The 12212-nt window shown below is 68.3% G+C and carries 15 protein-coding genes; 6 read left to right on the forward strand and 9 right to left on the reverse strand.

Annotation, left to right across the window (positions count from 1 at the left end):
- The 5 genes from yrfG to ABYX71_RS06745 all read right to left on the reverse strand — a co-directional run.
- Nucleotides 1-657 (reverse strand): GMP/IMP nucleotidase (gene yrfG / locus ABYX71_RS06725; RefSeq protein WP_372695739.1); only part of this gene is annotated, 657 nt, incomplete at its 3' end.
- A gap of 1 nt (nucleotide 658) precedes the next feature.
- Entirely contained in the window at nucleotides 659-961 is a 303-nt protein-coding gene (locus ABYX71_RS06730) for a DUF167 domain-containing protein (RefSeq protein ID WP_372695751.1), read from the reverse strand.
- A complete protein-coding gene (locus ABYX71_RS06735; RefSeq protein ID WP_372695740.1) occupies nucleotides 958-1551 on the reverse strand; it encodes a YggT family protein in 594 nt (197 codons plus the stop codon). The genes ABYX71_RS06730 and ABYX71_RS06735 overlap by 4 nt, the downstream gene beginning before the upstream one ends.
- A gap of 3 nt (nucleotides 1552-1554) precedes the next feature.
- Nucleotides 1555-2382: a pyrroline-5-carboxylate reductase gene (proC, locus tag ABYX71_RS06740; protein WP_372695741.1), complete on the reverse strand. Its 828-nt coding sequence runs from the start codon at nucleotides 2380-2382 to the stop codon at nucleotides 1555-1557.
- Nucleotides 2383-2408: 26 nt separating this feature from the next.
- Nucleotides 2409-3140, reverse strand: coding sequence for a YggS family pyridoxal phosphate-dependent enzyme (locus tag ABYX71_RS06745; RefSeq protein WP_372695752.1), 732 nt, complete (start codon nucleotides 3138-3140; stop codon nucleotides 2409-2411).
- A 97-nt stretch (nucleotides 3141-3237) separates the two neighbouring features.
- On the opposite strand from ABYX71_RS06745, the gene ABYX71_RS06750 reads away from it, so the two are divergent.
- Together ABYX71_RS06750 and ABYX71_RS06755 are read left to right on the forward strand one after the other, a co-directional pair.
- Complete coding sequence (locus ABYX71_RS06750) at nucleotides 3238-4275, forward strand: type IV pilus twitching motility protein PilT (protein WP_372695742.1); 1038 nt, start codon at nucleotides 3238-3240, stop codon at nucleotides 4273-4275.
- A 40-nt stretch (nucleotides 4276-4315) separates the two neighbouring features.
- Entirely contained in the window at nucleotides 4316-5497 is a 1182-nt protein-coding gene (locus tag ABYX71_RS06755; protein WP_372695753.1) for a PilT/PilU family type 4a pilus ATPase, read from the forward strand.
- A 12-nt stretch (nucleotides 5498-5509) separates the two neighbouring features.
- On the opposite strand, the gene ABYX71_RS06760 is transcribed toward ABYX71_RS06755, so the two are convergent.
- The 3 genes from ABYX71_RS06760 to ABYX71_RS06770 are packed head-to-tail and all read right to left on the reverse strand — an operon-like array spanning nucleotide 5510 to nucleotide 8327.
- Entirely contained in the window at nucleotides 5510-6469 is a 960-nt protein-coding gene (locus tag ABYX71_RS06760; RefSeq protein WP_372695743.1) for an NAD(P)H-dependent flavin oxidoreductase, read from the reverse strand.
- Between the two features lie 5 nt (nucleotides 6470-6474).
- On the reverse strand, nucleotides 6475-6969 hold the full coding sequence (locus ABYX71_RS06765) for an aromatic-ring-hydroxylating dioxygenase subunit beta (RefSeq protein ID WP_372695744.1): 495 nt from the start codon (nucleotides 6967-6969) through the stop codon (nucleotides 6475-6477).
- Nucleotides 6966-8327 (reverse strand): aromatic ring-hydroxylating dioxygenase subunit alpha, encoded by a 1362-nt coding sequence (locus ABYX71_RS06770; RefSeq protein WP_372695745.1) that lies wholly within the window; start codon nucleotides 8325-8327, stop codon nucleotides 6966-6968. Before ABYX71_RS06770 ends, ABYX71_RS06765 begins: the two co-directional genes overlap by 4 nt.
- Before the next feature lie 196 nt (nucleotides 8328-8523).
- On the opposite strand from ABYX71_RS06770, the gene ABYX71_RS06775 reads away from it, so the two are divergent.
- Genes ABYX71_RS06775 through ABYX71_RS06790 form a run of 4 tightly spaced genes read left to right on the forward strand, consistent with a single transcriptional unit; the run spans nucleotide 8524 to nucleotide 11667 of the window.
- Nucleotides 8524-9321, forward strand: a complete 798-nt coding sequence (locus tag ABYX71_RS06775; RefSeq protein ID WP_372695746.1) for a class II aldolase/adducin family protein — start codon at nucleotides 8524-8526, stop codon at nucleotides 9319-9321.
- 59 nt (nucleotides 9322-9380) lie between these two features.
- Nucleotides 9381-9770: a DUF4345 family protein gene (locus ABYX71_RS06780; RefSeq protein WP_372695747.1), complete on the forward strand. Its 390-nt coding sequence runs from the start codon at nucleotides 9381-9383 to the stop codon at nucleotides 9768-9770.
- On the forward strand, nucleotides 9767-10201 hold the full coding sequence (locus tag ABYX71_RS06785; protein WP_372695748.1) for a nuclear transport factor 2 family protein: 435 nt from the start codon (nucleotides 9767-9769) through the stop codon (nucleotides 10199-10201). Before ABYX71_RS06780 ends, ABYX71_RS06785 begins: the two co-directional genes overlap by 4 nt.
- 11 nt (nucleotides 10202-10212) lie before the next feature.
- Nucleotides 10213-11667, forward strand: coding sequence for a helicase HerA-like domain-containing protein (locus ABYX71_RS06790; RefSeq protein ID WP_372695749.1), 1455 nt, complete (start codon nucleotides 10213-10215; stop codon nucleotides 11665-11667).
- A 109-nt stretch (nucleotides 11668-11776) separates the two neighbouring features.
- Here ABYX71_RS06790 and ABYX71_RS06795 read toward each other — a convergent pair.
- Nucleotides 11777-12212: sulfotransferase family protein (locus ABYX71_RS06795; protein WP_372695750.1), on the reverse strand; the 436-nt coding region annotated here is incomplete at its 5' end.

A 12212-nucleotide genomic window follows, 5' to 3' on the forward strand; every position in this document is an offset into this window, starting at 1 on the left:
CGGCAACACCTGCGAGAAGCACTGCAGCATGGGCAGGTCCGGGAGCAGCTGCGCCTGCGCCCGCGAGTCCGGCTGGGCTACCGCCAGCAGATGGGCGATGCCGTAGTCGCGGGCCGCCCGCAGCACATGGGCGTTGTCGTCCACCAGCAGGGTGCGGGCGGGATCGAAGCCGTGCAGCGCCCGCAGGCGTGGCCAGAAAGCCGGGTCTTCCTTGGGCGCGGCCAGGTCGTGGGCACAGACAATGCTGTCCAGCCAGCGATCGAGCCCGGTGTGGGCCAACTTGAAATCCAGCCCGCTGCGGTGGGAATTGGTGACCAGTACCCGTTGTTTGCCGCAGCTGCCCAGCCAGTGCAGGAACTCCTGTACCTGCGGGCGCAGGCCGATCAGGTGCGCCAGTTCGGTGTTCAGGGTCGCCACGTCCAGTTCCAGCAAGGCGCTCCAGTGGTTCATGCAGTAAAAGTCGAGCGTGCCGCGGCGCTGTTCGGCCTGGGCCAGGATGTGCTCGCGGGCCGCATGCACGTCCAGGCCGCGCTGCGCGCCCCAGGTGCGCGGCAGGTGGTCGAACCAGAACGCGTTGTCGTAGTGCAGGTCCAGCAGCGTGCCGTCCATGTCCAGCAGCACGGTGTCGATGGCATCCCAGTCAATCAGTGTGCTCATCTCACGTGGCCACCAGGAGGGATTGCAGGGCAGGCGCCAGTTCTGCGCCGGCTGCGATGCGCACGGTCTTGCGTCGTGCCGAATCACCCTTGGCCAGGCACAGCCGGCTGCGCGGCACCGCCAGGCGTGCGGCCAGGAGGTCGAGCAGCGCGGCGTTGGCGGCGCCATCCACCGGAGGCGCGGTCAGGCGCACCTTCAGGCGGCCGTCATGCACACCGGCCACCGCGCTGCGTGCGGCGCGTGGCTGCACCAGCAGGTCCAGCAGCCAGGTATCGCCATTGCGACGGTAGGGATGGTCGCTCAGAGTCCTTGCACCATGATGACATCGGCCAGTCGTACGAACGGCTGCACCAGCAGGATGTTGGCCAGCTGGATCAGGAACAGCGCCACGAGCACCGAAAAATCCAGGCCGCCGGTGGATGGAATCACGCGCCGCAGCGGTCTCAGCAGCGGCTCGGTGAGCTGGTCGAGCAGGTGCAGCACCGGGTTGTAGCCGCCACCGGCAGCCACCACCCAACTGGCGATGGCGCGCACGATGAGCAGCGCACTCAGCGTCAGCGCCAGCAGTGCCAGTGACTGCGCCACGGCCATCAGCAACGCGCCGACGATGCCCGGCAGGTAACCCCGCAAGCCGGCCAGCGCGTACACCTCGGCCAACTGCACCAGCAGCAGCAGCACGACGGCCGCCGGTTCGATGCGCGCGCGCAGCGGCAGCAGGCGGCGCAGTGGCTTGAGCGCCGGTTGCGTCACCTTGTAGACAAACTGCGACAGCGGGTTGCGAAAGTCGACGTCCAGGGCCTGGAACAGCAGCCGCAGCAGTACCAGGGCGGCGTACAGCCCGAATACTGTCTGGACGAGAAACAGCCCGGCCTGGGTGAGCGGCGAGTAGATCATGGCTCAAGCCTGGGTGGCGGCCGCTTCGGCCAGTTCACCGGCGCGCCGGTGTGCGGCACTGAGGGCCTGCTCGAAAAGCGCCGTCAGGTTGCCCTGCTGCAGCACATTCAGGGCCGCCTCGGTGGTGCCGCCGGGAGAGGTTACCTGAGCCCGCAGCGTGGATGGAGGATCACCGCTTTGGGTGGCCAGTACGGCGGCGCCGAGCGCCGTCTGCAGGGTGAGCTGGCGTGCGACTTCGGCGCTCAGGCCGAGTTTCAGCCCGGCCTGCTCCATCGCCTCCATGACAGCGAAAAAGTAGGCCGGGCCGCTGCCGGAGACGGCGGTCACCGCGTCCAGCTGCACCTCGTCCGGCACCCAGACCACGGCGCCGACGGCCGCCAGTATCTGCTCCGCCTGAAGGCGTTGCGCGGCGTCGACCTGCCCGTTGGCGTGCAGCGCAGTGATCCCCTGGCGCACCAGCGCGGGGGTGTTGGGCATGCAGCGCACCACCGGAAAGCCACCGCCGAGCCAACTGTCGATATCGGTCTCCGGAATGCCGGCGACGATGGAGACGATCAACGGGCGCCGCGCGCCGAAATGCGGCGCCAGCTCCCGGGCCACCTGTTTGACGATCTGCGGCTTGACCGCCAGCACCACGACCGTGGCCTCGCCGACCAAGTCGTCGCCGCGGGCGGCGGTGAGCATGCCGAAGTCGCGGGCCAGCGCCTCACGTCGTGGTTGGTCGGGGTCGGCGACGGCCAGCCGCTCGGGAGCGGTGCCGTCGGCGATGAGCCCGCCGAGCAGGGCGCGGCCCATGTTGCCGCCGCCGATGAAGAGGATTTCGCCTGCCATGGCCGGTTTCCTTGCGGTGTCGAGAATCAGTTGTCGTTGTGGTGTTTCGGTCGGCGTGGGCCAAACAGGGCCGTGCCGATGCGGACCAGAGTGGCGCCTTCCGCGACCGCGGCCTCGAGGTCGCCGCTCATGCCCATCGACAGGGTGTCGAGATCGAAACCCTGTTCGCGCAAATCGTCCAGCAGCCGGCGCAGGACACGAAACGGTTCGCGCTGCGTGTCGAACGCGTCTTCACGGGCTGGCACGGTCATCAGGCCGCGCAGGCGAAGTGCCGGCAGTGAGGCAACCAGTGCGGCCAGCTGCGCGGCGTCGTGGGGTGCCACGCCTGCCTTGCCGGGAGCGTCGTCGGCGTTGACCTGCAGGCACACGTTCAGGGGCGCGCGTTCGGCGGGTCGCGCCTGGGCCAGTCGCCGGGCCTGTTGTGGCGACGCCACCGTGTGCACCCAGTCGAAGCGACGCGCTACCTCGGCGGCCTTGTTGCTCTGCACGGTTCCGATGAAATGCCATTCCAGACCGAGTCCGGCGCAGGCGTCGAGCTTGGGGCGGGCTTCCTGCAGGTAGTTCTCGCCGAAGGCACGCTGGCCCAGGGCCGCCAGTTGGCGAATGCGAGCAACCGACTGGGTCTTGGTCACGGCCACCAACCCCACACTGCCGGCTTCGCGCCCGAAGCGCTGCTCGGCGGCACGAAGCCGAGCCTGTACTGCCCTCCAGCGGGCTACCGAGGGCGCTAAAGAATTTGCAGCAGCGGCAGATGTAATGGCATAACCCCAGCATCTGGACGGTGGCGCAGTATAGCAGCGGCCCCATTCCCCCCTTTTACGACCCGGTCGGGTCTTCTCGAGGTGTGTTGACTGCATGGACATTACCGAACTGCTGGCGTTTACCGTCGCCAACAAGGCGTCTGACCTGCATCTTTCGGCGGGCGTGCCGCCAATGATCCGCGTCGATGGCGACATCCGTCGCCTGGACCTCCCGGCGCTGGATCATTCGCAGGTTCACGACATGGTGTACGACATCATGAACGACCGCCAGCGCAAGGATTACGAGGAGTTCCTGGAAACCGACTTCTCGTTCGAGATTCCCGGCCTGGCCCGTTTCCGTGTCAACGCCTACAACCAGCACCGTGGCGCGGCGGCGGCGTTCCGTAACGTGCCGAACCAGATCATGAACCTGGAGCAGCTGGAGGCGCCGCCGTCGTTCGCCGACCTGGCCATGCTGCCGCGCGGCATCGTGCTGGTGACCGGGCCCACCGGGTCGGGCAAGTCGACCACGCTGGCCGCCATGCTGGACGAGAAGAACCGCGCCGAGTATGGCCACATCGTGACCATCGAGGACCCGATCGAGTTCGTTCACGAGAGCAAGCGCTGCCTGATCAACCAGCGCGAGGTGCACCGTGACACGCTCGGTTTCAGCGAAGCGCTGCGTTCGGCGCTGCGTGAGGACCCGGACACCATCCTGGTCGGCGAGATGCGCGACCTGGAAACCATTCGCCTGGCGTTGACGGCGGCCGAGACCGGTCACCTGGTGTTCGGCACCCTGCACACCAGCTCGGCGGCCAAGACCATCGACCGCATCATCGACGTGTTTCCGGCCGGCGAGAAGGACATGGTGCGGGCCATGCTGTCGGAGTCGCTGCGCGCGGTGATCGCGCAGACCCAGCTCAATCGCATCGGCGGCGGGCGCATGGCGGCGCACGAGATCATGATCGGCACGCCGGCCATCCGCAACCTGATCCGCGAGAACAAGGTGGCGCAGATCTACTCGGCCATCCAGACCGGCCAGGCGCATGGCATGCAGACGCTCGACCAGTGCCTGCAGAAGCTGGTCAACATGCGCAAGGTGAGCCGCGAGGATGCCGCCGTGCGGGCCGTGAACAAGGATCTTTTCCGTTGATCACGCCCTGTCGCGCAGCCCAGCCTGGAGTCCAGCCATGATCGATTTCGCCAGCCTGCTGCAGATGATGGTCGAGCAGAACTCGTCCGACCTGTTCGTGACCGCCGGGGTGGCCCCCAGCATCAAGACGCACGGTGTCGTGAAGCCCGCCTGCGAGGAGAAATTCAACTCCGAGCAGGCGCGCGAGATGTGCTACGGCATCATGAACGAGCGCCAGCGCACGCAGCTTGAGAACACCTTCGAGTGCCAGTTCGCCATTTCGGCGCGCGGCATCGGTCGCTTTCGCGTCAGCACGTTCATCCAGCGCGGCAACGTGGGCATGGTGGTCCGCAAGATCGAGACCCACATCCCGACCCTGGAAGACCTCCAGGTGCCGATGGTGCTGAAGGACATCTCGATGATCAAGCGCGGCCTGGCGCTGATGGTGGGCGGTACCGGTACCGGCAAGTCCACCACCCTGGCCGCCATGGTCGGACACCGCAACCACAACAGCACCGGCCACATCATCACCATCGAGGACCCGGTCGAGTACCTGCACGACCACGGCGGCTGCATCGTTACCCAGCGTGAGGTGGGCGTCGACACCATGTCCTTCGAGGAGGCGCTCAAGAACACGCTGCGCCAGGCGCCGGACGTGATCCTGATCGGCGAGATCCGTACCCGCGAGACCATGGAGCACGCCATCGCCTTTGCCGAGACGGGCCATCTGTGCCTGGCCACGCTGCACGCCAACAACGCCAACCAGGCGCTGGACCGCATCATCAACTTCTTTCCCGAGGACCGGCGCCAGCAGCTGTTCATGGACCTGTCGCTGAACCTGAAGGCCATCGTCTCGCAGCGCCTGCTGCCGACGATCGACGGCAAGGGGCGACGGGCGGCGGTTGAGGTCATGCTGGCCAGTCCGCTGATCGCCGAGCTGATCCGCAAGGGCGAGGTGCACGAGATCAAGCCGATCATGGCGCGCTCCAACGAACTGGGCATGCGCACCTTCGACCAGGCGCTGCACGCCCTGTACAACGAGGGTGCAATCACCTACGAGGAGGCCATTGCCAATGCCGACTCGCCGAACGATCTGCGCCTGTTGATCAAGCTCGAGAAGGACGGCTCGGCCGCGCAGATGGCGCAGGATGTGAGCAAGTTCAGCCTGCGTGAGGAGCCCAAGGACGAGCCCGCGCCGGTGGTGTTCAGCCGGCCGCTGTCACTCACGCCCAAGCCGGAATAGCACGCCGCAGGTTCAGCGTCCCGGCAGCCGCGCCAGGGATGCCTGGGCCTCGGCCAGGAAATCCGCCATCACGGCGGCCGCCGGCTTGATGTCGCGCACGCCGCCGCAGCTCTGGCCGGTGGGCAGGCAGCCGCGGTCGGGGTCCTCGCTGGTGCCGAACAGGTCCAGTACCCCCTCGCGCAGCGACACTTCCATTTGCTGCGGGAACGGCAGGATGTCCGCCTCGCGGCCGATCCACGAATCCGTGTATCGGTTGCGAAAGCCCCGCATCTGCTTGCCGCTGTAGCAGCGGGTCAGCGTGGTGTCGGTGGCCTCGGCGGCGACGATGCGCTGTTTCCACGAGTCGAGCGCGTGCGCCTCGTCGCTGGCGATGAAGCGGGTGCCCAGCACCGCGCCGTGCGCGCCCATGGCCAGGGCCGCCACCAGCTGACTGCCGTGCGAAATGCCACCGGCGGCCAGCACCGGCGTGTCGCCGGCGGCTGCCACCACCTGCGGCAACAGGCTGAAGGTGCCGATGTTGCCGGTGTGGCCGCCGGCGTCGGTACCCTGCGCCACCATGAAGTCGACGCCGGCCGCGGCCACCTTTCTGGCGTGTTTCGGGGCGCCGATCATGGCGCCGACCTTCATGCCGGCGGCGCGCAGGCGCGGCAGCAGCTGCGTCGGCACGCCGAGTGCGGACAGGAAGATCGGGCAGCCTTCTTCGAGCATGACGTCGATCTGCGCGTCGAACACGCCGGGCATCGGCACCAGCAGGTCGAGTGCCCACGGCTTGTCGGTGAGCGACTTGATCTGGCGAATGTGTTCGCGGATCTGTGCCGGTTCCAGGCCGGCCGCGCCGTACACGCCAAGCCCGCCGGCATTGCTCACGGCGGCCACCAGCCTGGGCCAGGACACGCCGCCCATGCCGGCCAGCACGATTGGCAGCTCGATGCCGAGCGTGTCGCACAGGGGCGTTTTCAGGGGGTGGGGCATGGCCTTCACACCAGGTAGAAGTCGAGCAGGGTGGGGATGTAGTCGTTCAGCACACTGATCTTCTGCCGGGCGATGCACCAACGGTCGCCCTCGCGGCGCAGCGTGTGCCGGTAGTGGCCGAAGAACGCATCCGACCGGGCGCGCCAGTGGTAGTCCACGCGAAAGCAGGCGAACAGCTCGATGCGATCGTCGTCGGCGCTGTCGACCTGGACGTTGCCGATGGCATGGCAGGTGCGCGGCATGGGGTCGGAGGCGACCGACGTGCCGGACTGCACGCGCCACACGCGGTCGGCCAGGCGCGAGCGCAGGTCGTAATAGATCAGCGACACCTCGCGGTCCGGATCCTGCGTCTGCCGCTGTTCGCTCAGCCAGGCCGGCACCCAGTACTGGCAGTCCTCGGTGAACAGGTCGAGCCAGTCCTGCCAGCGCCGCTCGTCGAGCAGCCGTCCCTGGCGGTACAGCAGGGCGCTGCCGGTGGCGAGCGCAAGGCCCGGGCTCATGCCGTCACCTCGCTTGCCAGGCCGGCCCGGATGCGCCGCGCCCACTCCCGGTACGAGCCGTGGAACACCGTCTCGTCCTGCATGTCCGAGCGTCCGCTGGCCGAGGTCAGGGGCGTGATGCCGATCTCCCGCGCGAACGCGTCCGGCCCTTCGATCACCTGGGCAAGGCCGCGCAGATGTCCCAGACCGGCGTCCGGTGCGCCGCGCGCCCGCAGGCCCATCTGAACCGATTCGTACACGCGCGAGTCATCCGGGGTGGCGAGGCCGGTCGGGTTGAAGAAGTCCTCGAACTGATGGATGCGCAGCTTGCGCTGATCGGCAGGCTCGCCCCGGGGGCCGATGCAGAAGCTGCGCATCTCCGTGCGGTCCACCGCCAGCGGGCGCATCACGCGCATCTGGATGCAGGCGTTGCACGAGAACTGCAGGTTCGGGAACACGGTGAAGTTGATGGTCTTGAGCATCATGTCGGCCCGCTGGCGGCCGACGCGTGCCACCAGCGCGTCGTACTGCCGGTACAGCGGGCGCACTTCCGGGTTGGCGGTCTCGATCCAGATCGCTGCGTGGCCGTTGGCAAACGTGTAGCTGCCGGAGGGGATGGCCGGATCGACGAAATCGGCGATGTCGATGTTGCGAAAGCTGCTGCCGCCGCTGGCGCGCGACGCGGCGATGTTCATGAAGCTCGGGTGCGTCGAGGTGAGGTGGTACGTGTCCAGGCAGTTCTCGAGCTGCATCTTCCAGTTGGCGTCGAAGGTGTAGTACGAGCGCCCCGGAATGACCTCCGTGCCGTCCGGCGACTGGTCGACGATCATGTCCAGAAACGCGCTGATGCCGGCCAGGTGTTCTTCCAGCGGCGGCACGTCCGGGCTCAGGCTGCCGAACAGAAAGCCGCGGTAGTTGCCGAAGCGCGCCAGCGGCGGCAGACGCGTGTCGGCCTGCTCGAAGTGCGCCGGGTACGCGCCCTGGGCGCGATCCTTGACCAGCACGCAGTCGCCGCGGGCGTCGAAGGTCCAGCCGTGATACGGACAGACGTGAAACTTGCGGTTGCCCGACTCGCTCTGGCACACCGCCGCGCCCTTGTGCGGGCACACGTTCAGGAACGCGTTCAGCCGGCCGCTGTCGTCGCGGTGCAGCAGCACCGGCTGGTGGCCGATCCAGGTGGCCAGATAGTCGAGCGGTTGTGGAATCTGCGTTTCGTGCGCCAAAAACACCCAGTGGCGCTCGAACACGTAGCGCATTTCCAGCTCGAACAACGCCGGGTCGCGGTACACGTCGCGGTGCAGGTCGAAGATGCCGGCGGCCGGGTCGTCGTGCAGATAGCGCTCGGGGCCCGGCCGGGCGCCGTCGTGGATGGCGTTCATCGGGCGTGTTCCTCCTCGTTGCGCGGCCGGCCGGACTCCGCCATGCCGATACCCGTCGCGTTGGTTGTGCCCTCCGTGCCGGCGCCTATTTAACGATCGTAAGGTAAGCTCCGCAAGCCGGTCTGAGCGCGCCGCGTGCCGTCGCCAGGCCAACGCCACGGACGGCGTGTTCACCCCGCAACCGAGGAGACACACCATGAACCAGCCCCGCGACTTCGACCTGCCCGTCGGCGTGCGCCGCGACCAGTGCTCGCCCGAGGAATGGCAGGTGCGCACGGAACTGGCTGCCGCCTACCGCCTGACCGACCGCTTCGGCTGGTCGATGCTCATCTTCAATCACATCACCGCGCGCGTGCCGGGCAAGGAAGAGCACTTCCTGATCAACAACTTCGGTCTGATGTACGACGAGATCACGGCCTCCAACCTGGTCAAGATCGACCTCGATGGCAACGTGGTCGGCGACTATGCCGGTGAAACGCGCATCAACCGCGCCGGATACGTCATCCACAGCGCCATACACGCCGCCCGCCACGACGTGCAGTGCGTCATGCACACCCACACCGTGGCCGGCGAGGCGGTGGCCAGCAGCGCCGCGGGCCTGCTGCACGTGAACCAGGATTCGATGCAGCTGACAGGCCAGGTGGCCTACCACGAGTTCGAGGGCCTGGCCGTGGACGACGGCGAAAAGGCGCGCCTGGTGGCGGACATCGGCGACAAGAAGGTGCTGGTGCTGCGCAACCACGGCATGCTGACGGCCGGCAACAGCGTCGGCGAGGCCTTCATGCTGATGTGGCTGCTCGAGCACGCCTGCCGCACGCAGGTGGCGGCGCTGTCCATGGGCCAGCCGCTGCACGGCTCGCAGGACATGCTCACCCGCATCGCCGATCTGGTGCCGCAGCAGCAGCACTTCATCACCCCGACCGGTCTCGGCGGGCTGCCGTTCCGCTCGCTGATGCGCTGGCTGGACCGGCACGATCCCGGCTATCGGGACTGACGCCAGCGCCGCGCGCGGCCGGCTACACTGCCGGCAGGTTCGTTCAGGGAGGATTGGACATGGCGCTGGCCAGATTCGTGCTGATATTCACCGGCCTGTCGTTTGCCGGCTATGGGGTGGCGTGCTTTCTGTATCCGGTCGCCGTGGCCGGTTACTTCACCGGCCTTGGCATGGACGCACCGGCGGGCCTGATCGAGGTGCGCGCCATGTATGGCGGGCTGCAGGCCGGTTTCGGCGTGTTCTGCCTGCTGGCCGGCTTCCGGCGCCCCTGGACCGTGCCGGGACTGACCGCCATCGCCTGGGTCATGGGGGCGCTGGCGGTGGCGCGGGTCGCCGGTATTGGCCTGCACGGCATGGCCGGTTGGCATGGCCCGGTCGCGGTCTACGAGGCGGTGACCGCCGTGCTGGCCATCGTGGCGCTGTGGCGTCTGCGCGCAGTGGCGGCATGATGCGGGCTGCCATGCTGGCCATGCTGTTGGCGGTCGTCCCGGGCACTGCGGCGGCAGATGCCGCCCAGGACGTACTGGCGGTGGATGCCGCGCGCTCGGCGGCGCTGCTCGCCGCCGACCGGGTGGCGCTCGACGCCACGTTGGCCGGCGAACTGCGCTACGTACACGGCAACGGCCTGACGCAGGACCGCGCGTCCTATCTGGACGCCGCCGTCGGCGGCGCCATGACCTACACCGCCATCACGCCGCTCGAACGGCAGGTGCGCATGCTCTCGCCGCAGGCGGCGCTGTTGACCGGCGCCAACCGCGTGGCGGTGCTGCTCGACGGCAGGCCGCTGCAGCTGGACGTGCTCTACACCGCCGTGTACGTGCGCCAGGATGGCGCCTGGAAGCTGACCGCCTGGCAGTCGACGCCGGTCCCCGGCCAATAAGGGGGGGCATCATGACGATGATCCCGATTGGCGCCGCCGACGGCGCGCCGGTGAACCTGCTCGCCGCCATGGCCAACCGGCACGGCCTGATCGCGGGCGCCACCGGCACCGGCAAGACGGTGACGCTGCAAACCCTGGCCGAGGGTTTCTCGCGCGCCGGCGTGCCGGTGTTCCTGGCCGACGTGAAGGGTGACCTGTCCGGTCTGGCCCAGCCGGCGCAGCCGGGCAAGCGCGTCCTGGAACGCGTGGCGCAGTTGGGTATCGGCGACTACCAGCCAGGTGGCAACCCGCTGCTGCTGTGGGACGTGTTCGGCCAGGCAGGGCACCCGGTGCGGGCCACCGTGTCGGACCTCGGCCCGTTGCTGCTGGCCAACCTGCTGCAGCTGAACGACACCCAGACCGGCGTGCTGTACGCGGCCTTTCGCATTGCCGACGACGAGGGCCTGCTGCTGCTGGATCTCAAGGACCTGCGCAGTCTGCTGCTGTGGATGGGCGACAACGCGCGCCGCCTGCGCGGACGATACGGCAACCTCAGCGGCGCCAGCCTGGCGGCCATCCAGCGCCAGCTGCTGGTGCTCGAAGCGGACGGTGCAGAGCAGTTCTTTGGTGAGCCGGCGCTGAATCTGGACGACCTGATGCGCTGCGACTTTTCCGGTCAGGGTGTCATCAGCGTGCTGGATGCCACCGCCCTCATGCCGCGCCCCAGGGTCTATGCCACCTTCCTGCTGTGGCTGCTGGCGGAGCTGTTCGAACGCCTGCCGGAAGTGGGTGATGCCGACCGCCCGCGGCTGGTGTTCTTTTTCGACGAGGCCCATTTGCTGTTCGACAGCGCGCCGAAGGCGCTGCTGGAACAGGTCGAGCAGGTGGTGCGGCTGATCCGTTCCAAGGGCGTGGGCGTGTACTTCGTGAGCCAGAACCCGCAGGACGTGCCCGATGCCGTGCTCGGCCAGCTCGGTAACCGGGTGCAGCATGCGCTGCGTGCCTTCACGCCGCGTGATCGCGCCGCCGTGCGGGCCGCGGCACAGAACTTCCGCGCCAACCCGGGGCTGGACGTGGAAACCGCCCTGACCGAGCTGGCGGTGGGCGAGGCGCTGGTGTCGGTGCTGGACCCGCGCGGCATGCCGACGCCGGTGGTGCGCACCCTGGTGCGCCCGCCGTACTCGCGCATCGGTCCGCTGACGGCGCAGGAGCGTGCCGAGCACCTGGCCCGTTCACCGCTGGCTGGCCGGTACGACACGGCGGTGGACCGTGAATCGGCGCACGAACTGCTGGCTGCGCGGGCCGCCGCCACGCCGACGCAGCCGGAGCCAAAGCCGGAGCCCGCCGCCGCACCCGCGCGGCGTGGCCGCGAGCCGGACACGCTGCTGGAAACCACCGCCAAGAGCGCGCTGCGGGCCATCGGCGGCCAGCTCGGCCGGCAGCTGGTGCGCGGCGTGCTGGGGGCCTTGCTGGGCGGCCGGCGCTAGGCCGGCGCCATCGCCGACACCCAGGAAGCGTCAAATCAGGGCACACGCCCTCGATTCAGGCCCGGGCATCCTGCCGCGAACGGGAAACGCCTAATGAAACGGCGTTTTCCTAGGACAGGTTGTAGCGCCCGGCGTGGGAATCGAGCAGCTCCTGCTGGGCGTTGATGCGCGGGAACGGTTGGTCCGGCACCGGCACGCCCAGAAAGGCGCACAGCGGCTCCCAGCCCTGGGCCACGTCGTAGGTCAGCAGGCGCTCGGCCGGCAGGGCGGCCTGCACGGCGCGGGTGTGACGCTCGAACGTGTCGATGACGTGGTCGCGGTCGTCGATGCGGTCGTCGAAGGTGCGCTTTTGCACGATGTCGCGCGCCATCACGATCTGCCGCCGCGCCGCCTCGTCGTCCGGTGTCACCGGCGAGCGCATGAAGCGGAACAGCGTGTTGTCGATGCTGTTGAACCAGCGCGCGGCGTCGCGCACGGTGAGGATGACCTTGGCCTGCGGGTAGAAGGCCGCCAGCTCGCGCCAGAAGTAGCTCGCCGGCCAGTCC

Origin of the sequence: Immundisolibacter sp., assembly GCF_041625615.1 — a bacterium.
Lineage (GTDB): Bacteria > Pseudomonadota > Gammaproteobacteria > Immundisolibacterales > Immundisolibacteraceae > Immundisolibacter.

Bases quoted from the DNA above. Each gene is read 5' to 3' on its own strand.
- proC (WP_372695741.1), bottom strand. From the start codon at position 2,382: ATGGCAGGCGAAATCCTCTTCATCGGCGGCGGCAACATGGGCCGCGCC.
- ABYX71_RS06775 (WP_372695746.1), top strand. From the start codon at position 8,524: ATGAACCAGCCCCGCGACTTCGACCTGCCCGTCGGCGTGCGCCGCGAC.
- ABYX71_RS06765 (WP_372695744.1), bottom strand. From the start codon at position 6,969: ATGAGCCCGGGCCTTGCGCTCGCCACCGGCAGCGCCCTGCTGTACCGC.
- ABYX71_RS06780 (WP_372695747.1), top strand. From the start codon at position 9,381: ATGGCGCTGGCCAGATTCGTGCTGATATTCACCGGCCTGTCGTTTGCC.
- ABYX71_RS06790 (WP_372695749.1), top strand. From the start codon at position 10,213: ATGACGATGATCCCGATTGGCGCCGCCGACGGCGCGCCGGTGAACCTG.
- ABYX71_RS06770 (WP_372695745.1), bottom strand. From the start codon at position 8,327: ATGAACGCCATCCACGACGGCGCCCGGCCGGGCCCCGAGCGCTATCTG.
- ABYX71_RS06735 (WP_372695740.1), bottom strand. From the start codon at position 1,551: ATGATCTACTCGCCGCTCACCCAGGCCGGGCTGTTTCTCGTCCAGACA.
- ABYX71_RS06785 (WP_372695748.1), top strand. From the start codon at position 9,767: ATGATGCGGGCTGCCATGCTGGCCATGCTGTTGGCGGTCGTCCCGGGC.
- ABYX71_RS06750 (WP_372695742.1), top strand. From the start codon at position 3,238: ATGGACATTACCGAACTGCTGGCGTTTACCGTCGCCAACAAGGCGTCT.
- ABYX71_RS06760 (WP_372695743.1), bottom strand. From the start codon at position 6,469: ATGCCCCACCCCCTGAAAACGCCCCTGTGCGACACGCTCGGCATCGAG.